The organism is Paraburkholderia sp. BR14320 (assembly GCF_040948665.1).
GTDB classification, from domain to species: Bacteria; Pseudomonadota; Gammaproteobacteria; order Burkholderiales; family Burkholderiaceae; genus Paraburkholderia; species Paraburkholderia youngii.
The window spans coordinates 370,998-392,145 of record NZ_JBFPKG010000001.1 but is presented as its reverse complement, the minus strand read 5'-3'; the positions used below and the strand labels follow the sequence as shown (position 1 = coordinate 392,145).

10 protein-coding genes and 2 pseudogenes are annotated in these 21,148 nt (G+C 63.8%); 2 read left to right on the top strand and 10 right to left on the bottom strand.

Annotation, left to right across the window (positions count from 1 at the left end; translation table 11 throughout):
- Positions 1–11: 11 nt before the first annotated feature.
- From AB3X89_RS01815 to AB3X89_RS01800, 4 genes are read right to left on the bottom strand one after another with little or no spacing between them, the layout of a single operon-like run.
- Positions 12–512, bottom strand: a complete 501-nt coding sequence (locus tag AB3X89_RS01815; RefSeq protein ID WP_368581526.1) for a hypothetical protein — start codon at positions 510–512, stop codon at positions 12–14.
- Complete coding sequence (locus AB3X89_RS01810) at positions 509–8,650, bottom strand: Ig-like domain-containing protein (protein ID WP_368581525.1); 8,142 nt, start codon at positions 8,648–8,650, stop codon at positions 509–511. The genes AB3X89_RS01815 and AB3X89_RS01810 overlap by 4 nt, the downstream gene beginning before the upstream one ends.
- A gap of 17 nt (positions 8,651–8,667) precedes the next feature.
- Positions 8,668–10,260, bottom strand: a complete 1,593-nt coding sequence (locus tag AB3X89_RS01805; RefSeq protein ID WP_368581692.1) for a multicopper oxidase domain-containing protein — start codon at positions 10,258–10,260, stop codon at positions 8,668–8,670.
- Positions 10,261–10,303: 43 nt separating this feature from the next.
- On the bottom strand, positions 10,304–11,869 hold the full coding sequence (locus tag AB3X89_RS01800; protein WP_368581524.1) for a multicopper oxidase domain-containing protein: 1,566 nt from the start codon (positions 11,867–11,869) through the stop codon (positions 10,304–10,306).
- Between the two features lie 346 nt (positions 11,870–12,215).
- Between AB3X89_RS01800 and AB3X89_RS01795 the strand changes: the two are divergent.
- A pseudogene (locus tag AB3X89_RS01795) lies at positions 12,216–12,287 on the top strand (IS6 family transposase); the annotation flags it as partial.
- Here AB3X89_RS01795 and AB3X89_RS01790 read toward each other — a convergent pair.
- The 6 genes and pseudogenes from AB3X89_RS01790 to AB3X89_RS01765 form a co-directional block, all read right to left on the bottom strand.
- Positions 12,287–12,727 (bottom strand): annotated as a pseudogene (locus tag AB3X89_RS01790) (IS6 family transposase); the annotation flags it as partial. The pseudogenes AB3X89_RS01795 and AB3X89_RS01790 sit on opposite strands and share 1 nt — an antisense overlap.
- A gap of 136 nt (positions 12,728–12,863) precedes the next feature.
- On the bottom strand, positions 12,864–14,321 hold the full coding sequence (hydA, locus tag AB3X89_RS01785; protein ID WP_368581523.1) for a dihydropyrimidinase: 1,458 nt from the start codon (positions 14,319–14,321) through the stop codon (positions 12,864–12,866).
- Between the two features lie 42 nt (positions 14,322–14,363).
- Positions 14,364–15,866, bottom strand: coding sequence for an NCS1 family nucleobase:cation symporter-1 (locus tag AB3X89_RS01780; RefSeq protein ID WP_368581522.1), 1,503 nt, complete (start codon positions 15,864–15,866; stop codon positions 14,364–14,366).
- A 54-nt stretch (positions 15,867–15,920) separates the two neighbouring features.
- Complete coding sequence (gene preA / locus AB3X89_RS01775) at positions 15,921–17,201, bottom strand: NAD-dependent dihydropyrimidine dehydrogenase subunit PreA (protein ID WP_368581521.1); 1,281 nt, start codon at positions 17,199–17,201, stop codon at positions 15,921–15,923.
- Between the two features lie 48 nt (positions 17,202–17,249).
- Positions 17,250–18,635, bottom strand: coding sequence for an NAD(P)-dependent oxidoreductase (locus AB3X89_RS01770; protein WP_368581520.1), 1,386 nt, complete (start codon positions 18,633–18,635; stop codon positions 17,250–17,252).
- Between the two features lie 125 nt (positions 18,636–18,760).
- Positions 18,761–20,026: a Zn-dependent hydrolase gene (locus AB3X89_RS01765; protein ID WP_368581519.1), complete on the bottom strand. Its 1,266-nt coding sequence runs from the start codon at positions 20,024–20,026 to the stop codon at positions 18,761–18,763.
- Positions 20,027–20,374: 348 nt separating this feature from the next.
- On the opposite strand from AB3X89_RS01765, the gene AB3X89_RS01760 reads away from it, so the two are divergent.
- Complete coding sequence (locus AB3X89_RS01760; protein ID WP_368581518.1) at positions 20,375–21,094, top strand: TetR/AcrR family transcriptional regulator; 720 nt, start codon at positions 20,375–20,377, stop codon at positions 21,092–21,094.
- Positions 21,095–21,148 lie beyond the last annotated feature (54 nt).

Sequence of the window (21,148 nt, the reverse complement as noted above, 5' to 3'; positions counted from 1 at the left end):
CGCTGACGCGATCATTCGACCACCAGTCCATCGATATGAAACGTGCCGATCAGCACGTTGACGCGATCGCCTGCCCTGATCAGGTTGCCTTTGTTGGAGAACACCACCCAGTATTGCTGGCCGACCTCCTGCGGACCGGTCTGGCGAAGCTGGCCGATCGTGTCCATCACCGGCACTTCGAGCAATGCATGACTTCTCTCGCCATACAGATACGGCGTCGAGTTCTTGTCGCCGAGCAACTGCGCGACCGCCGGGTCGGTGACCCGATAGCTGAAGCGCAGCAGATTGCCGGAGGCGGTGCGCCGCACGCTCAGGTTGTCGACGCCATGCATCATTTGATACAGCTGCTGCGCGTGCTGCGGCACTTTCACCGGCATATACGGCGACGCCCCTGCCGAAGTCGCGGCCGCCGGGTTTTGCTGCGCCGCGGCTGCATCCAGCATGGTCGCGGCCAGACAAACTCCCGATAGCAGCGATGCTCTGCGCCACGCCGACGACAACGGGTGTTTCATGGCAAGGCTCCCGTCAGGGTACTTTGCACCTGAGTCGCGTCGTTGATGACGTTCAGCAACTGGTCGAGCCCTGCGGGACCGAACGACAGATTGCTTCCTGTCACCAGCCCAGCGAGACCGGCAAGTCCACCCGTGCGCGGCAACTCGACCGCGCCGATATCGACCCCCCCGTTTTGCGGGCGGGCCGTGCCGAAGAAGTCGTGGTTCGGCGCACCAACCGGCGTGGCTGCGTTGACCGCCGGCGAATTCGACTGGATCGCATAGTTGCCGAGCGGCACGCCGTAGCCGGCGGTGCCCGACGGGATCGTCGCGTTGAACAGCGACAGCGGCCCGTACGACATGTTGATCCAGTTGTTGCCTTCATCCGGCGTGGCCGAGGGCAGCAGGCTGAAGAGCGGATTCGGCAGCACCGTGTCGGCAATCCCCGGAGGCACCGCAAAGCCGTTACCGCCACCTTCAGGCGGCACACGCGAACCGTTGCAGTACTGGCTGACCACGTTCGGATTCGCACCGCTGTTGTGCGCGTTCGGGTAATCGCCGGCATCGGTCAGGATCGAATACTGCGGGGCCAGCGTCACCCCCGACTCGTGAGTCGAGGGCTTCACATCGCCATACGCGCCGATGTCCCAATACATCGCATGCGGATCGCAATACCCGGTCTTCTGGCCCGACTGGTTCAGCGTCGGGTTCAGTGCGACCGTGTTCTGCAGGCCCGGAATGTTCGGATTGAGTCCAGCCACGGTGATATAGAACGAGCGGTTTTGCCAGAACACGTTGTTCGTCAGCACCGGGTTGGAGAACCTCGTGCAGTTCGGCAGGTTGCCAGGACACACCACGTTCGGGCTCGTGAACGCACTGATAAAGTTCGACGTATGCCGCGCGACCTCGAGACCCGACGGTTGGAACGTGGATGTCGTGATCGGGCTGCAGGTCGTTTCGGCGCCCACCGTCGTGCAGTTCGGCGGCCCGACGTTCGCCTGTGCAGCCAGCGCCGTGTTGAACAGCACGCCGGCCGACGAAGTCGAATCGTTCGAGATCACCGTGTTATTGACGAAGCTCACCCGCACCGCGTCCTGCAGCGACACGCCACCACCCGACCAGCCCGCCACGTTGTTCGCGATGATGTTGTTGATCACGCTAACGTCGTGCCACGCGTTGCGGTTGTTCGGACTGCGCTGCACGTCCGTGCCGTTGATGTTCTGCAAGCGCAGACCGCCGCCTTTACCGCTTTCCGCGGTATTGCCGACAATCAAGTTGCCATCGATCACGAGGCCCGGGCCGACGCCGTCGGAAAGCTGCGGCGCGCAGTCGATGTCGACCGTCGAGTTTTCACAGAAGGTGCCGTCCGGCGGCACGCCCTGGGCGATGATGCCGCCGCCGTACGTGGGCAACGTCGGGTTGTTGCTCTGGTTGAAGATCACCCAGTTGTGCGAGATGTCGCCGTTGTAGCTGAAGCCGAAGTGAGCGATGCCGCCGCCGTCGCCGCTGCTGATATTGCCGCACACCCAGTTGTAGTTGAAGTGATAGTTGTCGGCGCCCGAGCAGAACGTCACACCGGCTGCGGACGAAGGCGTCGTCGAGTTGATTTCATCGCCATACGATGCGTTCGCGGTCACCGCGTTGTGGTGCACGTTCACATGGGTGTTGTACGCGAACGGCAACTGCGTGATGCCGTTCGCCGCGATCGTGCCGTCCGGCACTTCGACCTGGCCGATCGTGATGCCGCCCGTGAGCGTTCCGGCGTTGCTCGACACGCGGTTGTTCGACACCTCCGTGTAGTGGTTCCAGCCGTGCAGGAAGATCCCGCCCCCGCCTTGCGAGCTATTCGTGAAGGTCATGCCGTCCACCCGCGACGGATTGCACAGGAAGTTGCTGGGGTACTGAGTGCAATCCGTGTTGCTGCTGGTGAGCGGCGTGCAGATGCCGTTGGCCGTGCAGTTCGGATCTGCCGCGTTGTTCACGTCGCGCACGCCCTTGGCGAGCACCGTGATGGCGGCGCCTTCGTAGGCACCCATCAGCGTGGGTTCGATCAGCAGTTCGCCGAGGTTGCCGTTGAGCGTGTTGTCCCAGCCTATCGTCGGTTCCAGCGGAATCGCATCCACTTTTCGTTGCATCGCGGTGCTGCACGAGTACTTTCCGGTCGGGTCGTACGGGTTGCCGGAGCTGATCAGCCCACCGTTTAGCGCCACGCCGAACAGGCAGTCGACCTGTCTGCGCCACGGGTCCATCTTGCCGGACGGGTGGGGATTCGCGTTGACCGTCACGGAACTCGCGCCGACGCCTTGCAGACGAACCGGCTTCCACATCAACAGCATCTCGTTGTAGACGCCGGGTCCGACGATGATCATGTCACCCGGGGTTGCACTATCGATGGCCTTCTGAATGGCGTTGCTCGTGCCGTTCTCGCCAGCCACATACGTCGGCGCCTTGCCGCCGATCGTGACCGTGACGGTATCGATCGACTTCTTGCCGTTGCCGGCCGTAATCGACAGTTCACCGCAACGCGTCGTCGTGTTGACGCCACGCTGCTGGATCGTGCAGCTCGATTGCGCCGCGCTCAGGTTCGGCACCGTCACCGTGATCTGCGTGTCGCTCCACGAGGTCACCGGCGCGACGACACCGCCAATCGTCACGGTGCCCGTGCCCTGCGCGGCCCCGAAGCCATAGTGACGCGTGACGAACTTCTGGTTATACGGCGCCGTGGTCGCGGCCGGTCCTGTATAGGCATGGTTGACCACGGTCTGGTCGCCGAGCGATTTGATCGTCAGCGCATGGCCGGCCGCACTGACCCACGGACCCGCCCCGCCGCCGCTCGAGTCGCCGGTCACCGTCGAGACGGCCGGGGTCGCGTCGGGATACGCGCAGTCGGGCTGGTTGTAGCCGTCCGCGAACGCCTGGACCGGCACGACCGGGGTATCCATGTACTGCGTCTGGCCGGGCATGAACGGAATCTCGTAGCAGAACTGGCTGTACGCCGGGTTATAGAGCGGATCGCGTTTCGTCTGGCCGGGATGCGCCGGATCGGGCATGTCGGGATCGTTCATGCAGGCCACCATCATGGTCGGCGCGTAACCCGTCGGGTTCGGCGGATTCACTTGCCACGTCGAATAGTTCAGGCCGTTGAAGATGCCCCACTGATCCGAATACACACGCGACACTTCGTTGCCGGCAAAGTCCTTCAGCGAAACCGGCACGTTCGGCACCGCGAACTTTTCACCGAACTGCGGCGAGTACGGGTCGAATTCCGACGAGAAGTCATCCAGCATGAAGCCCGTGAAGTGAGCGGCGACATGCGTGGAGCTGAACACCCAGAACTTCGCGACCGCCGACATCTGGTTGGTCAGCGTGACTTCCTTGCGGTCGCACAGATGCCGGGACGCGCCCGCGAACGGTGCGACTTCCTGCGAACCGGGGAACAGGCTGATGTAGTCGGGCACGATCCGCAGCGCGCCCACGCACGGCCAGGCAGGTTGAATGACGCCGGTGACCTCTTCGTTGCGAGGCTGCATGCCGAGATCCGTGGTCGGGTTCTGCGCATTGTTGGCGTTGTAGCTCGAATTCACCGCCGCCTGGTCGGGCAGGATGAAGATGTTGCCGAGACTGCCGAACTGTTGCGTCACCGGCGCGATGTAGTTATCGCCGATCAGGATGTTCTTGTCCTCCTCCTTCACGAGTTCATAACCCGGCGGCACGATGACTTCGACCACGTACTTGCCTGCGGGCAGCATCTTCGTGCCGTCGCCGGACGGGTTGGTCACGCAGATCGAGCAGTTCGTGCCGGTCGGCTTGCCGGTGGTCGGGTTGCGGCCCGTCACGCTCGGGAACTGATACATCCCGTCATACGGCGCGGGCTGCAACTGGTTGAACGCGTGCATGCCGTCATAACACTTGAATTGCGAGTTTGCCGGCAACGCGCGCTGCTGGGAATCGAGCCACTGCTTCGAGTTTTTCAGCGTGAAGAAGAACGGGTCCGTGGTTTCCTGGCCCGGACAGTTCATGTTCGGCACGCCGTCCGAGCGGAAGCCCTGCGCCCAGTCGTCCCAACTGCTGGTTTTGGTTGTATCCACGAGCGCGAGGCTCTGGGTGCCGTCCGCGGCAACGTTCTCCTGATAGAGGTTCACGGTGACGTTCGGCACGTTCGGCGTCCAGCTCGTGTGGACGAGCTGGGCCGGGTCGTCGAACGGCCGTGTCGACGCATAGACTACTTCGCCGTGAATGCCGCCGTTTTCGGTCGGGCCGAACGGCGCCTTGCCGAATTCGATGAACGAGCTCTGACCGGAGAAGCCTTGCCAACCCATGGTCGTCACCCATGGCGGATCGATCCGTCCCGTCGATGGATTGGTGCCTGAGCGATCGTTGCAGTCCGCGTCGTTGCAATACACCGAGCCGGGAAAGCGCAGGGTGGTTGGCAGGTGCGACGTCGCGGATTCCTTGGTGTTGGCGTAGTGAGCCGCAATGGTCGAGGTGCCGCCGCCGGGCGTGCCATCCGGCGGACCGCCCGCATCGTAGACCGCATGGACGCCGGTCTGCTTGTAGCGCGTCGTATCGGTCTCGGCGATGTACCAGTTGAACAGCGGGAATACTTCGTTGAACGACGCATAGCCGTTCAGGTCGGTGGTATTGAAGTTCGAATAGCTGCCGTCGCGGAACCGGATGGTGGTGGGTACGAGCGCGACACCGGGCTTGCTGGCATCCGACACGCCATTGCCATTGGTATCGAGGAAGGTTCGCGTGTACAGATTGGTGTGCCATTGAAGCACTGACAGCTCGCCGACGTTCGCCGTCTGGCCGCCCTTCACCGCTGCGGCCGTCGCCAGCCCGTCGACGATCTGATCGTTCCACTGATCGAACACCGTGATTCTGTACGTGCCGTCGGGCAAGCCGCTCACGCTGAACGAGCCGTCGGCCGCGCACTTGGTGAACGCAACATCCTCGCCGTCCGGATCGCCGACGCTCACATAACACTGCGTGAAGCTGAGCGAGTCGCGCGAGCCGGCGCCATAGAGGTTTTCATTAGGCGGCCGGCTGTAGTGCAGGTTGGTAATCCGGCCTTTGATGCCGTTGTTGCAGGTCACGCCTTTGCAAAGAGCAGGCAGTCGCGCATTGATGATCTTCGGATTTGCAAAGCCGATCGTCACGTGAAAACCCGCCGGCCCGAATTCCTGGAAGTACGCCGGGCCGCCGACCTTGATGAACGCATCGTGAGCTTTCTGGCCGTCGAGCGTGTTGGTCTGCAGCCACTCTTCACCGCGTCCGATACGGTCGGCCGCAGGGTACGCTTGCACACCATAGCGCCCCGGCATCAGATTGGCGATGATCGCCTGGCCCACCAGCGGCGACAGTGTCTTGCCGTCGGACTCGAATTTCGGGCATGTCGGGATCATGCCGACGATGCCGTCATGTGTCGTCTTCGAGATCGGGCAAGCGTCGAGACCGGTGGTCGGGTCCTTCATTCCGGCCAGCGAGTTGGACAGCGGCATGTTGAACATGTCGTAGCTCATCTGCCCGGTCGGGTCGCCCGTGCCGCCCGCGTCGTCGAAGAGTTTGATTTCGAAGCCGCCGAGGCCCGGTTCGCGCGCCGTGCCGAATGCGTCCGTACCGCCGCTCACGTCCACTTCGCCGTTGACCGGCGCGTCATCTTCAAACACGAACACCGAGATTTTCGCGGTCTGCAGCGGGGTCTGTTGCAACAGCACGTTCACTGCCGTTTGCGCTGCTGCGATCGGCGCGCCGCCCATTGCGTGACCGCATTTGCCGGTACCGGGCGCGAAGTCCGCGCCGCCCGGACCGGACGGGCAGTCCTTCGAGATGTCGAATTGCCGTTGCGTACCGTTCGGCCCCGGTTGCGGCGTGCCGGAGCCTTGCGAGAACGTGTTGCCCGCGTCGCCCGGCAGGATCGAAATGTAGTAATGCCTGGTTGGATCGAGCGCGACTTGCGCCGGATCGACCGGAGTCTGTTGCGCCGCGTCCGTGCGGCATACTCCGTTGCCGACGTCGCAAACGGCCGGCAGATGCGAGTTGCTGGACGGATCGAGCACCGTCTGCCCGGACTCGCACGATACGGTTCCCACGCAGCCCGACGCGATCACCGGCATGTAGCTGGTATGGAAACTGGTGCCGAGACTCGGCACCGGCAGCGGCGGACAGGTAGCCGGACGCCCGGCGCCGTTCACCTGGCAGGCGGGGTCGATCTGGAACGTGCGGTCCTCCTCGATGATCCAGCGATAGTCCTTGATCAACGTGCCGGTCGGCGCGTCCTTAACCGCCACGGCGAGTCCGCTGCCGCCGTTGAACTTCACGGTGACCGTTGCGGGTGCGCTAGCCGTGTTCTGCGAATTGACCGCCTTGTAGTGGAACGTGACCGTGGCTGTCGAGCTGCCCTTCGGCGGCACCGACGGTACGGCGTTGAACGAACCATCGGCGTTCAGCGTGACGGTGCCGCCCGTTACCGCACCCGACAAGGTCGCGGTGAGCGGCAGGCCAGACGGGTCAGTGTCGTTGGCGAGCACGCCCGGTGCGCCGATGTGCAGGAGCGAAGCGATATTGCTGGTGTACGAGTCGGCCTGCGCAACGGGTGCGCCGGACAGGCAATGGGAACTTGCCGTGCAGGGCGCCAGTGTCACTAGCGCTGTCAGCGCGGGATTGCCGTTCGCCTGATAGACGAAGCTGTCCGACGTCGTGCCGCTGTTCGGCACATACGTGAAGGTGCCGTTCTGATTCAGCGTGAGCACGCCGCCTGTCGGCGGGGTCTTGACCTGCACGCCGGAGACGCCCACATCGTTGGCGATCACGCCGCGTGCGGGATCGGCCACGCTCAGGGTGTTGCCGGGCACGAGGAAATACTTGTCGGGGTTGGCCACGGCGCCGGTGTTGGCAGCCGTCGACACCGGCGTTGCGCCACCGTTCACGCTGATATACCCCTGCATGCCCCCATCGCGTTGATTATTGGTGGACAGGCTCAACTCGCGATCGAACACAGGCAACGCGAGTGCGCCCGTTGCAGGCGCATTCATCAGCACGTCATAGGTTTTGCCGGCAGCGAGGAACACCTCCGACTGAACCCGCAGATTGCCCGGCAAAACGTTGCCGTCTTCCGCCAGCAGCGAGAAGCCGGACATCGCCGGGTTGCCGGTTTGCGCGCCCACCACGGACGGCACGTGCATGCGCAGCCCGGCATTGACGAAGCGCAGCAGCACGAGCCCCGTCGAGGCCGGCGCTGCAGCCGCAAAGGTCGAACCGGCCGCGTTGTTGCGGTCGAACGCGATGCCGTTGATCAGGTAATAGCGCGGGTCGTAGTTCACCGCCGGCGGATAGCAGGTGCCATACGTCGACGACGACGGATTGCCGCAACCGTTCGGCTGACCGGACCAGACTGTGGTCTCGCTGAAGCCGGACGTCGTCACCGCCGCTGCCACGGCGGCGTTCTGCACCGGATCGATTTCGCTCAGCACGAGCGGCACGTCCGCGTCATAGCTGACGCCGGGATAGGCCAGCGCGCGCGTCGAGCCATTGGCCGGCGTTCTGACCACCAGTACGCCGTACAGGCCCATCGGCCCTTGAATGGACGGATGCGTGCCCGACTCGATCAGGTAAGTGCCGGGGCTGAGATTGTTCCAGGTCAGGGAGGTCGTCTTTCCATGCGTCACTTCGTTGGCGAACGACTGCACACGCGGCGGCTGGGCGGGCGGCGTGAAACTCGCGCCGCTCGCGCTGCTGGCGATCGGCCAGGTGGTCGCGGTTTGCGTCGCATGCACCGGGCTTGCCGTGCTCGTCGCCGTCGTGCCTTGGCCGACACCGAGTTGGCCGACCACGACAAGCGAAGTCGGTATCGACCCCGGCAGACTGTTCGTGAGATTGATGGTCAGCGAGCCGGGCGGCACCGTGATCACGACAGGCGACCAGTTTGCGCCCGCGCCCGCATTCGACGCCGCGCATGTGGCGGGCGCCGTCGCCGCCGCTGAACAGGCGTAACCCCACATCGGCACGACCTGTCCGTCGGGAAGCGCAATCGTCGAGGCCTGCGCCGTCAGACTGACGCTTTGGGCGCAGGCCATGCCGCTTGCCGTGAGCAGAATCGTTGCGGCGACGCCCGCCTTGATCAGACCGAGGAGCGTCCCTTTGAAATGGGTGGATCTCATCGCGTTTCTCCCCGCCTCTAATTGCCTTCGTTGATCGTGAAAGCTTGTGGATCCACGAGCATCATCATCATCATTCCGCCAGGGAAAATGTTGTTCGTGGTGATCTCGCGTTCATTGTGTGAGTGCCACATGTAGGCGAAGCCGGCTTCCGCAGACGGTGAGTTAGCAACCGTGCCGCTGGGCGGCGTCGTCCCGTTGTAAGCGGTCGCTCGTGCCGTGGCGTCGGGCCCGAGATAGGGACTGCCACCGAACCAGGCGCCGTTGGTCAGCACACGCGCATCCGGCAAGGTGACCGGACCGCCGCTGCCCACGTTGCCAAATGGATGAGCTTCCAGCGCCTTGTTGTGATCGGCGCACCACTCGTAGTAATTCGGCGCTTTCGGGTCAGCGGTGTAGTAGCCGTTCGCATCCGGAATGCAGACGCTGCCATCGCCCGGCTTGTGTCCGTACACGTCCCAATTCAGGCCTTTGCCGGTCCAGTAGAAGATGCCGTCCATCGCGAGGCCCGGCGTGGTCGTGGTCGTGAACAGCAAGGGGCCGGCGAGCTTGGTCGCATCCGTCTTGCTGAGCAGCAGGTTGCCGTCGCGCGCCAGCACGCGCACGTGATTGCCGTGTTCGTGGAACGGATGCTGCCAGCGCCCCGTGCCGATCACCCGCAGCAGCACCAGTTCGCCGGGATGCATGTGCGGATTGCCGTTGTACGGCTGATTCGGATATTGCGGTGCGTAGTTCGGGTCCATGTCATCAGGCATGGAGCGCCCGTTGATCAGGAAATAGGCCGGGTGATAGGGCTCGGTTTCGACGGTCATACAACCGGTGGACTGGGTGCACGCTTTGGCCGCCTGCTGTTCCGCCTGCGAATGAATGCGCGGATCCATTTCGGAAAACTGGAACAGATACTCGCGGTCGTAGCAGGTCGCGCTATGGTTGTAGGCCGCCGCGGCATTCCGGTAATCGGGCTGTCCGTCGGGCAGCGTCGAGGATACGGCGCGGCAGCCCGTCGGCACCGCGAGGGTCCCGGGCGAGCTGGTCGGCAACACGATCAGCGCGCCGGACAAGCCCATTTCGATCTGCAGATCGCCTTGCGTGCCACTGTAGTAGCTATGCGTTCCCGGCGTCGCAGCCACGAAGCTGTAGGTGACCGTATTGCCGTGGGTCGCCTCGCGTGTCAGCACACCCGGCACGCCGGTCTGCGTCGCCGGACAGGTGCCGTCCGGATTCAGCGCCGCGGCGCATACCTGGAAGCCCGGAAACAGGATCGAGGTATTGCCCGCGGCGGCCGGCAGGTTGTTGGTAAGCGTGACCGTCACGACGTCGCCCTGCTTGACGATCAGTGTCGGCCCCGGAACCTGCATGCTGGGACAGTTCGCGCCCGCAATGCCCGCTGGCGAGAATCCCGCGGGCGCCGTGCGGCACCCGTAACCCCACGCGTAAATGCTCGAACCGTCCGGTTGACTGATACGGTTCGCCTCGGCGCTCAGATTGAACGTCGTTCCGGTGATGCCCGGCGCGGCGGCCTGCGCATGCAGGCAAATCAGTGCCGCCAGCAACGCGGCGCCGAATCGCGCGTAGCGTGCCAATCGCGCCAGGCATGCGGGGTACGCACGCATGGCGATCCCCCTTGCGTTGACGAAAATAGCCACGGTATTTCTCCTAGGAGCAGGACTTCGTGGTCGGGTCCACCGAGTGGCAGATATGGACCTCGGTCATTAACCCGCCGAAGTTCTCGGCGTCGTTGGACAGGTGATCGAGGTTCGGCGTGTACAGGTAATAGACCGAGCCCGGCGCGTACTTGGTCGTATCGCTCGCGTCGAGAATTACGTCGACCGACTCGCCGCCGCCCAGGGTGACCGAGTTGGTGTTGTAGGTCATGTCGTTGCCAGCCAGGTCGCGCAGCAGCCGCGCATTCATGCCGATCACGTGCATCGGAATACCCAGCGAAGCGAGCGTCTGAAACTCCGTGACGTCGAGGTCAGAGATTCTGAGCAGCGCACGGCCGCCGGCCGGAATGTTGACCAGTGCGGGCAGCGGTTGCGAATAGTGCTTCGTTCCGTCCGCCACCGGAGTCTGCATCGGCCCCGGCGTCACCGTGTCCGGATAGCTGCGGCCGTTCAACATGAAATGCTTGTCCTTCATGTCGACAAATGGCTCAGGATTGAACGTCATGCCGATGAAGTGGAAGTTCGGATCAAAGCCGTGGATCTGGATCGGATACTCGACGTCGTAAGCAGTCGAACCGTCGCCATCGTTGTAGGCGTAAAGCGTCGGCGTGCCGCTCTTGTTATTCACGTGCATCACGCTGTTTTGCGGCGGCAGCGGCGTCGAACACAGAATGTCGCTGCCGCATGCCGTGCGCGGATCGGTCTGCTGCGTCTGCAGCGAGGCGTAGAGCGTCCCCGTCTTGACGCGGTTCTGCCTGGGCCGCACGTAGATCTGCCCGACCATCCCCATCTGCAAATGCTCAGGCGGCGTGATGTGGCAGTGCCAGAAGTAAGTGCCGGCATCCGGCGCGAGGTAGTAGTACGTAAAGCTCGCACCGATGTTGATCGCCACCGACGCATCCGGCACCCCGTCGTAGAACGCGGACGCGTTCGGATAGCCATGAAAGTGCACCGTGTGCTGCTCGAACAGGTCGGGGCGCATGATCATCCCGACGTTGGTGAGTGTCAGGAAGAACTCGTCGTCCTCGTCGATGGCCATGGTCGGCGCGGGAATGTTGCCGTTCATCACGCCGATGTCCATGATCGGCCGCGGGTCGACGTGACCCGTCAACTGACCGGGTGGCACTGATTCCGGGTCGGGCACGAGGCCGACCGCGCCGTTGTAGTTCGGATTGGTTTTCGCATCGCCCTGGACGTTGAACACCGAGGCGAACTCGGTGCCGGGCAGTCCGTTGCGAATGTCGGCAAGACCGGACAGCGGGCCGAACGAGAACATATAGGTTTGCGTGCCGTCGCCCATCGTCGCGTATCCATCGCCGCCTGAAATCTGCTGGCACTTGATAGCGCCGTTGATCTTATTCGTCGGCGTAATAGCATGATTGATCAACGTCTCGGACGGGCCGGTGTAGGCCGGTTCGCCCGCACCGGCCGGCAATGCGGTCGGATGGAGCGTCGTCGTCGTTGGACATTGCACGCGGAACGACTGGGCAAATGATGGCAACGCGAATAGCAGCAGCAGCGCTGCAAAACCGTTCCGGCAGATTGGAATGCTGAACATATGACCTCCGTTCAGTGGGCAGCCAGCGCGAACCGCGCTGGAGGTCATGCTCTACGTTGGGGCACTCACTGGGTACCGTCGACCTGAACCCGTAGATGAATTCTGCAGATGCGTGCAGGCGTCCGGGATGGGTCAACCCCCTACACTTGCGGTAGGGGCGAACCCTGCGGGGGTGGGAGGTGTTTGCTGCGAACGGGATCTTCTAGCCGCCATGAGCCGCGTGCTCATAAGGGCAAGCGGCGCTCGCGATGCCAGGTGGATATCTACGTGCGCAATCACACACCCGGTATACGATCAGGTTGACGCTTGACCGCGCTGCACGCTAGATTTGAACGTTTAAGCGCCGAAAGCGGCGCGCAGCAAGCCGCGTAGCACGTGGCACCTCGATGAAATGTTCGTCACACTGCGTGGGGAACCGTGCGAGACCGCATAGCCGTCAAGCGTGATGGTCTTTGGTGGCTGGCCTTGATGTTTGATTGCCTTCCTGAAAAAGGCTTGTGCCGCCTCCACGTCGCGCTTTGCACGGAGCATGAAGTCAACCGTCAGGCCAGCCCGATCAACCGCTCGATAAAGGTAAACCCACTTACCACGAATCTTCAGGTAGGGCTCATCGACACGCCACGACTGGCCAGTGGGCCTGCCAAAGCGGTTCCACCGTTTGACGAACTCCGGCGCAAAGCGCCGCACCCAGCGCAGGATCGTCGTGTGCGCCAGCGCCACGCCCCGTTCCGCCATCATTTCGACCAGATCTTGCAGGCTAAGCTTGTAGCGCAGGTGCCAGCGAACACACAGAATGATCACATCGCGGTCAAAGTGGCGGCCGGCGAACAGTTCGTCCAGCCCCATCAGCTTGCTGATCGTCGGTTCTCAATTCGTTCAGCCCGACACCTTAACCGATTCGCCCCCGCGCTATTTGCGCCAGAGCCCGCATTACACCAATCCTGCCGCGCCGAGCGCTGGACCTTCCCTGCTGTGCCTCAAGGCGTCGCCGCTTTTATTGTGGTGCGTCACCCTCGCGATGCACGGGCTGCGTCTCTTTCAGGCTCCTCGCGAGGCGCGACGCCTGCACATAGCCGGGATTCGCGGGACGCTTCAGGTAACGTCCGGCGCCTCGCCGCGCCCGCAGGTCGCCGTCCACCCAGACGAGTTCGCCTTGCGAGACGGTGTGGGTCGGCACGCCGCGCACCGTCATGCCCTCGAACACGTTGAAGTCCACGTTCTGATGATGCGTTTTGACCGAGATGGTGCGCGTGGCCTCGGGATCCCATACGACGATATCGGCGTCGGCACCGACGGCCACCGTGCCCTTGCGCGGGTAGAGGTTGAAGATTTGCGCGGCATTGGTGGAGGTGACGCGCACGAACTCGTTCGGCGTGAGCCGGCCGGTGTTCACGCCTTGATCCCACAACACCGCCATGCGATCCTCAACGCCGCCGCAACCGTTCGGGATCCTCGTGAAATCATGGCGGCCCATGGCTTTCTGCGAAGCGCAGAACACGCAATGGTCAGTCGCGGTGGTGTGCAGCAGCCCGCCCTGAAGTCCGCGCCAGAGCGCGTCGCGATGCTCCTGCGTACGGAACGGGGGGCTCATCACGTGGGCGGCGGCGCGCGTCCAGTCCGGGTCGCGATAAACGGCCTGATCGATCACCAGATGCCCCGCGAGCACTTCGCCGAATACGCGCTGACCTTCGCTGCGCGCGCGCGTGATCGCCTCGAGCGCGTCTTTCGCCGACACATGCACGATGTACACCGGCACACCCAATACCTGGGCGATGCGGATCGCGCGATTCGCTGCCTCGCCTTCGACTTCAGGCGGCCGCGACAGCGGGTGCGCCTCCGGACCCGTGAAGCCGCGCGCCAGCAACTGACGTTGCAATTGAAATACGAGCTCGCCGTTTTCCGCATGCACGGTGGGCAGCGCGCCCAGTTCGAGCGAGCGGGCAAAACTGTTCACGAGGATCTCGTCGTCCGCCATGATCGCGTTCTTGTAGGCCATGAAGTGCTTGAAGCTCGACACGCCATGCTCGTTCACGAGCAGCCCCATGTCGCGATGCACGCTTTCATCCCACCACGTCACCGCCACGTGAAAGCCATAGTCGGCAGCGGCTTTTTCGGCCCAGCCGCGCCACTCGCGAAAGGCATCCATCAGCGCCTGCTTCGGGTTGGGAATCACGAAGTCGATGATGGATGTCGTGCCGCCCGCAAGCCCCGCCGCCGTGCCCGTGTAGAAGTCGTCGCTGGCGGTCGTGCCCATGAAGGGCAGTTCCATATGCGTGTGCGGATCGATGCCGCCAGGCATCACATATTGACCGCCGGCGTCGACCACGGTCGCGCCCGCGGGCGCGTCGAGGTTTTCACCGACGCTCTGGATAACGCCGTTTTCGCAGAGCACGTCCGCACGCCAACTCTTGTCTGCATTGACGACGGTGCCGCCTCGAATCAGGATCGCCATGATGCCAAGTCTCCTTCAGTTGAACATTGACGCTTGAAACGCTCACGCGCTCGCCACGCTCGGGCGCCGGCTCCGGCCGACTTTCATCATCACGCCGTAGACGAGCGCCGCAATCGCGAGCCCCACGAACCACGCATAGGTATAAATGCTTTTGAACGCGTCGGGCACCGAGGCAAACACATTCGGGAACGCGACATTCAGAAAGCCCGGCAGGTTCGGCAGCACCCCGGCGATCAGCGCGATCACGGCCGCCGGGTTCCAGCCGTTCGAGTACGCGTATTCGCCGTTTTCCTCGAAGAGCTGGGTCGTATCGAGGCGTGTGCTGCGAACCAGAAAGTAGTCGACCAACAGGATGCCGGCCACCGGCCCAAGCAGCGCCGAGTAGCCGACCAGCCAAGTGAAGATGTAGCCCTGCGTGGTCGCGAGGATCTTCCACGGCATCATCGCGATGGCGATGGCCGCGGTGATGAGCCCGCCCGTCTTGTACGAAATGCCCTTGGGCCACAGGCTCGAAAAATCGTAAGCTGGGCCGACGAGGTTCGCGGCAAGATTGCAGCACATCGTGTCGAGCGTGAGGATCACGAGCGCGACGCCCACGCCGACGCCCTCCATGCGACTCGTGAGGTCGATCGGGTCCCAGATCGCCCTGCCGTAAATCACGACCGTTGCCGACGTCACGACCACGGAGACCACCGAGAGCAACGCCATCGGAATGGGCAGGCCGATCGCCTGGCCCACGAACTGGTCCTTTTGCGTTTTTGCGAAGCGCGTGAAGTCGGGAATGTTGAGCGCGAGCGTGGCCCAGAAACCCACCATGGCCGTGAGGCTCGGCCAGAACGTCGCCCAGAACAGCCCCGCCTTCTTGCCGCCGGCAACGAACTGCGACGATTGCGACAGCATCGAGCCCACTCCGCCTGCCCTCGAACAGGCCCACCACACGAGCACTGCGCACATCACCACCTTGATGGGCGCGGACCAGCTTTCGAGCCAGCGGATCGAATCGGTGCCGTGCAGGATGAAGTACAGCTGCAACACCCAGAAGATGAGAAAGCAACTGGCCTGCCCGATCGAAATGCCAAGAAACGGCATTGCGTTGCCCACCAGCGCGTTGTGCGTGAGGATGTTGGCGAGCGTATAGATGGCGCTGCCGCCCAGCCATGATTGAATGCCGTACCAGCCGCACGCCACGATGGCGCGCAGCATGGCGGGCAGCTTCGCGCCCTGGGTGCCGAACGATGCTCGCACCAGCACCGCATAAGGAATGCCGTACTTGGTACCCGCATGACCGATCAGCAGCATCGGCACGAGCACGATCAGATTGCCGAGCAGCACGGTGAGCACCGCCTGCCAGGGCGACATGCCCTGCTCGGTGAGGCCGGCGGCGAGCATGTACGAGGCGATGTTCATCACCATGCCCACCCATAGTGCCGCGAAGTGATACCAGCGCCACGTGCGCTGCGCGACGCCGGTGGGCGCGAGGTCATCGTTGTATAGATCGCTTTCGGCGCGGCGCGCAGTGGCGTCGACGGCTAAGGGCTGGCTCATGAAGTGGGTTCTCCGTCGCTTGTCGTGGGTTCGGCTCGGTCCGGCTTCAACGTGTCAGGCGGCTTTCGGGTCGGCGACACGCGCCGGGTTGTTCGGGTGCGTGGTCCAGTTCTCGTAGCGCTCGCCCGAATCGACGCGCTCCATCGTGATGCATTGATCGACCGGGCAAACATGCATGCATAGATTGCACCCGACGCAGTTCGCATCGACCACCTCGAAGTGGCGCTGGCCATCGCGGATGGCGGTGATCGCCTGATGCGAGGTGTCTTCGCAGGCGATGTGGCAGAGCCCACACTGGATGCAGCGGTCCTGATCGATGCGTGCCTTGATGTCGTAGTTGAGGTTCAGGTATTGCCAGTCGGTGACGTTCGGCACGGCGCGGCCGCGAATCGTGTCGAGGCTGGCGTAGCCCTTGTCGTCCATCCAGTTGGACAGGCCGTCGATCATGTCGCCGACGATGCGGAAGCCGTAGTGCATCGCGGCGGTGCAAACCTGCACGCTGCCCGCTCCCAGCACGATGAATTCCGCGGCGTCGCGCCAGTCGGAAATGCCGCCGATGCCGGAGATGGGCAAGCCATGCGTTACCGGGTCGCGCGCAATTTCCGCGACCATGTGCAGCGCGATCGGCTTCGCGGCAGGACCGCAATAGCCGCCATGCGTGCCCTTGCCGTCCACAGTGGGCAGCGGCGCCATCACGTCGAGATCGACGCCTACGATCGAGTTGATCGTGTTGATCAGCGAGACGCCGTCCGCCCCGCCCTTCATCGCCGCGCGCGCGCCGTGACGAATGTCGGTGACGTTCGGCGTGAGCTTCACGAGGCAAGGCAGGCGCGTGCCTTCTTTCACCCAGCGGGTGACCATTTCGATGTACGCGGGCACCTGTCCCACCGCTGCGCCCATGCCGCGCTCGCTCATGCCGTGCGGACAGCCGAAGTTGAGTTCCACCGCGTCCGCGCCGGTCGCTTCCACCTGCGGCAGGATCCACTTCCAGTCATGCTCGTTGCACGGCACCATCAGCGAGACGATCAGCGCGCGGTCGGGCCAGTCCCGCTTCACCTGCGCGATTTCCTTGAGATTCACGTCGAGCGGCCGGTCGGTGATCAGCTCGATGTTGTTCAGGCCTGCAATGCGCTGGCCGCGCCAGGTGGTCGCACCGTAGCGCGAACTCACGTTCACCACGTGCGGGTCGAGCCCGAGCGTCTTCCAGACCACGCCGCCCCAACCCGCCTCGAACGCGCGGTTGACGTTGTAGGCCTTGTCGGTGGGCGGCGCGGAAGCGAGCCAGAACGGGTTCGGCGATTGAATGCCGGCAATCGTGCAGCGCAAGTCGGCCATGATGCGACTCCTTCGTTTTTGCTTGATTCAATGTAGCTTTCGCGCGGCTCAGGCGGCTCTCGCAGACAGGTTCGCAAGGAAGCGGTCGATCGCGTGCGCGGCGAGCTTGCCGTCCTGCACGGCCTGCACGGTCAGATCCGTCGCACCGTGGCCGGCACAGTCGCCGCCTGCGAAAACGCCCGTGAGCGAGGTGGCACCGTTCGCGTCCACTGCGATGCGCCCGGTTCCGTCGGTCAGTTGCAGCCCATCAAGGCCTGCGGGTAAGAGCTTCTGGCCAATGGCCTTCAGCACCATGTCGGCCTCCACGCGCACGATCTCCCCAGTGCCGCGCAACGCGCCGGCCATATCGAGCTCGGTGCGCTCGAATTCCACGGCCTGCACCTGCGTGTCGCCGACGATTCGCAGCGGCTTCATCCATTCGGCCACGGCCACACCCTGGCTACGCGCGAACTCCAGTTCGGCCCAGGTGGCGCTCATCTGCGCTGCGCCGCGACGATAGGCGAGCGTCACCTGCTCCGCGCCCAGCTTGCGGCTTTGCACGGCGGCGTCGATTGCCGTGTTGCCACCTCCGAGCACCACCACCTTGCGGCCGACGGGCACGCTGGCTAGATCGTCGGCCGCGCGAACGCCTGCGATGAAATCCACCGCATCGAGCACGCCGTCGAGCATTTCGCCTTCGACGGACAGCGTGTGCGTGCCGCCGAGTCCCACGCCGATGAACACCGCGTCGTACGCTGCGCGTAGTTCCTCTAGCGTCATGTCATGCCCCAGCCGCTGGCCCTGGCGCAGTTCTATCCCGCCGATTGAAAGCAGCCACCGCACCTCGCGCTGTGCGTAATCATCGACGGTCTTGTACGCCGCGATGCCGTACTCGTTCAGACCGCCCGGATGTTTGCCCGCATCGAAGACGCTCACGCGATGCCCGGCCAGCGCGAGCGTGTGCGCGCAGGCAAGACCCGCGGGACCCGCGCCGACCACCGCGACCTGACGGCAGGTGTCGCTCGCGGGCTTGAAGAGCGCAGGCGCACCGGCGGCTTCGCGCGCCATCTGGAAGTCGGTGGCATGACGTTGCAGCGCGCCGATCCGAACCGGCTCGCCATCCTGATGAATTCTCACGCAGGCGCCTTCGCAGAGAATTTCGGTGGGGCACACTCGCGCGCACATGCCGCCCAGCGGGTTCGCGCTCAGAATGTCGCGCGCCGCGCCCCTCAGATTGCCGTTGCCAATCTTGCGGATGAAGCCGGGAATGTCGATGCCCGTGGGGCACGCGTTCACGCAAGGGGCGTCGTAACAGTAATGACAGCGGTCGGCCGCGATCACGGCCGCGTTCGCGGAAAGCGGCGGCGCGACGTCGGCAAAATTGCAGCCGAGCTGCTCGGCGCTGAGACGGCCCGGGGCGATGCCGTCGGCGGCATTTGAAGTGGTCTGGGACATCCGGGTGCTCCTTGCGAGGCAAAACACGGGTCCGCCGGCCGTGCGCGTGATGCGCGCGGCCGGTACAGGGGAATCGTTGGAAAGACAGCGCGGCGCTGAGACCGCTAGCGTTCAATCGTCGTGCGTCAGCCGGGTTCGCTCGCGCGTTCCAGCATCGCGTGCAGCAACACGTTCGCGCCGGCTTCGATCCATTCGATCGTCGCGTCCTCGACTTCGTTGTGGCTGATGCCGTCGATGCACGGCACGAACACCATCGAGGTCGGCGCGACCGTCGCGAGATAGCACGCGTCGTGACCCGCGCCCGACACGATGTCCCGATTCGAATAGCCGAAGCGCTCGGCCGCCGCGCGCACGGACTTCACACACGCCTCGTCGAACGGCACGGGCGCGTAGTAGAAAATCTGCTCCACTTCGGCTTCCAGCTTGCCCTGTTGCGCGATCTTCGCGATGCCTTCGCGCAGTTCGGCGTCCATCTGCGCGAGCACTTCGTCCTGCGGATGGCGAAAGTCGATGGTGAAGAACACGCGGCCGGGAATCACGTTGCGCGAGTTCGGATGCACCTGCATCATGCCAACTGTCGCGCACGCGAGCGGCGCGTGATGCAGGCCGATTTCATTGACGAGCTGCACCACACGCGAGGCGCCCAGCAACGCGTCGCGGCGGCGCGGCATGGGCGTAGGCCCCGCGTGCGCCTCCTGCCCCGTGAGCACGACTTCGTACCAGCGCTGGCCTTGCGCGTCGGTGACCACGCCTATCGTTCTGTTTTCGGCCTCGAGTATTGGCCCTTGTTCGATGTGCAGCTCGAACGCAGCGTGAATCTTGCGACCGCCGCACGGCACTGCGCCCGCATAGCCGATCCGCTGCAATTCCTCGCCGATGGTCTTGCCGTCGACGTCCTTGCGCGAAAGCCCGTACTCGAGCGTGAACACGCCGGCAAATACGCCGGAGGCGACCATCGCCGGCGCGAAGCGCGAACCCTCTTCGTTGGTCCAGATCACCGTTTCAACAGGCCGCTCGGTTTCGATGCCGTAATCGTTCAGCGAACGAATCACCTCGAGCCCGCCGAGCACGCCATAGATACCGTCGAAGCGGCCGCCCGTCGGCTGGGAGTCGGCGTGCGAGCCGGTCATCACGGGCGGCAGGTCGTTGTCACGCCCCGCGCGGCGCATGAACACGTTGCCCATCTGGTCGACACTCACCGTGCAGTTCGCCTCTTTCGCCCATTGCACGATGAGATCGCGGCCCTGCTTGTCGAGGTCGGTCAGCGCGAGACGGCACACGCCGCCCTTGGGGGTGGCGCCAATCTTCGCCATCGCCATCAGGCTGTCCCACAAGCGCTGGCCGTTCACGTGGATCGCGGTCGTCAGCGCGGCTTCGCTTACTGCGTTCATACGTGTCCTCCTGTCCGTGTTCGTCAAACGTGCCTGCACGCCACCGTTTGGGGCGCGAAGAGCCATCGCGGTGCACGCCTGGATAGCACTATGCGGCTCCTGAAACCCCGCCCTTCGAATCCTGTCCGATTGGACAGGTTTTAGACGATAAACTTCGCTAATTCAATGCGGAGTTACCAGCGAGAACCGTGCCATCGATGCTGCAGTGCGCGAAAAGCACGCGGACGTCCGACTTGCGCGCTTCTGCCGACGCGGGTGAATACGCGACGCACTTGCATCGTGGCTACAATGAAGCCGGCACGCGCGCGGCCGACGCGCTTCTCATTTCTTTCGAATGGACCGAACACTATGCGCAACGACGAACCCACCGCGCGACCCGTGCCCTTCGGGACGCGTGGCACGGCGCTGGCGCAGCCAACCGCTGACGCAACGCATAGGCCCGGCCGGCGCAAAGCCGCGATTCGCGCGTCGAATGAATCTCACCTGCTCGCCTGTGCCGAAGCCGTGTTCGCCGAACGCGGTTTCGAAGGCGCGAGCACGGCGCTGATCGCCGAGCGCGCGGGCTTGCCGAAGGCCAATCTGCACTACTATTTCCCGACCAAACTCGCGCTCTACTGGCGCGTACTCGACGATGTTTTCGAGGAATGGAACGCGGCCGCCAACGTGTTCGATGCAAGCGACGATCCGGTCGAGGCGATAGGCGGCTACGTACGCGCCAAGATGGCCCTGTCACGGCGCCGCCCGCTCGGCTCGAAGGTGTGGGCCAACGAAATCATCAGCGGTGCGGCGCATATGCAGGAGATCCTGCTCGAACGCGTGAAGCCGTGGATGGACACACGTGTGAAGCTGATCGAGCGATGGATTGCCAAAGGCTTGCTCGCGCCCGTCGATCCGCCGACCCTACTGTTCATGATCTGGGCAACCACTCAGCACTATGCCGATTTCGAGGCACAGATATGCGCGCTCTCGGGCAAGCGCGCGCTAGCGACGAAGCGCTTCGAGGCGACTACGGAAGAAGTGGTGAGCATGATCCTGCGAGCGAGTGGAGCGCGATCGCCGGCCGAATGACGATGCGGATTCAACCGTTCGTGCCGTCCGTGAATCGTGGCAGCCGTCGATTGA

Excerpts from the sequence above, each read along its gene's own strand:
- AB3X89_RS01815 (WP_368581526.1), bottom strand. The coding sequence starts at position 512 with ATGAAACACCCGTTGTCGTCGGCGTGGCGCAGAGCATCGCTGCTATCG.
- AB3X89_RS01810 (WP_368581525.1), bottom strand. The coding sequence starts at position 8,650 with ATGAGATCCACCCATTTCAAAGGGACGCTCCTCGGTCTGATCAAGGCG.
- AB3X89_RS01805 (WP_368581692.1), bottom strand. The coding sequence starts at position 10,260 with ATGCGTGCGTACCCCGCATGCCTGGCGCGATTGGCACGCTACGCGCGA.
- AB3X89_RS01800 (WP_368581524.1), bottom strand. The coding sequence starts at position 11,869 with ATGTTCAGCATTCCAATCTGCCGGAACGGTTTTGCAGCGCTGCTGCTG.
- hydA (WP_368581523.1), bottom strand. The coding sequence starts at position 14,321 with ATGGCGATCCTGATTCGAGGCGGCACCGTCGTCAATGCAGACAAGAGT.
- AB3X89_RS01780 (WP_368581522.1), bottom strand. The coding sequence starts at position 15,866 with ATGAGCCAGCCCTTAGCCGTCGACGCCACTGCGCGCCGCGCCGAAAGC.
- preA (WP_368581521.1), bottom strand. The coding sequence starts at position 17,201 with ATGGCCGACTTGCGCTGCACGATTGCCGGCATTCAATCGCCGAACCCG.
- AB3X89_RS01770 (WP_368581520.1), bottom strand. The coding sequence starts at position 18,635 with ATGTCCCAGACCACTTCAAATGCCGCCGACGGCATCGCCCCGGGCCGT.
- AB3X89_RS01765 (WP_368581519.1), bottom strand. The coding sequence starts at position 20,026 with ATGAACGCAGTAAGCGAAGCCGCGCTGACGACCGCGATCCACGTGAAC.
- AB3X89_RS01760 (WP_368581518.1), top strand. The coding sequence starts at position 20,375 with ATGCGCAACGACGAACCCACCGCGCGACCCGTGCCCTTCGGGACGCGT.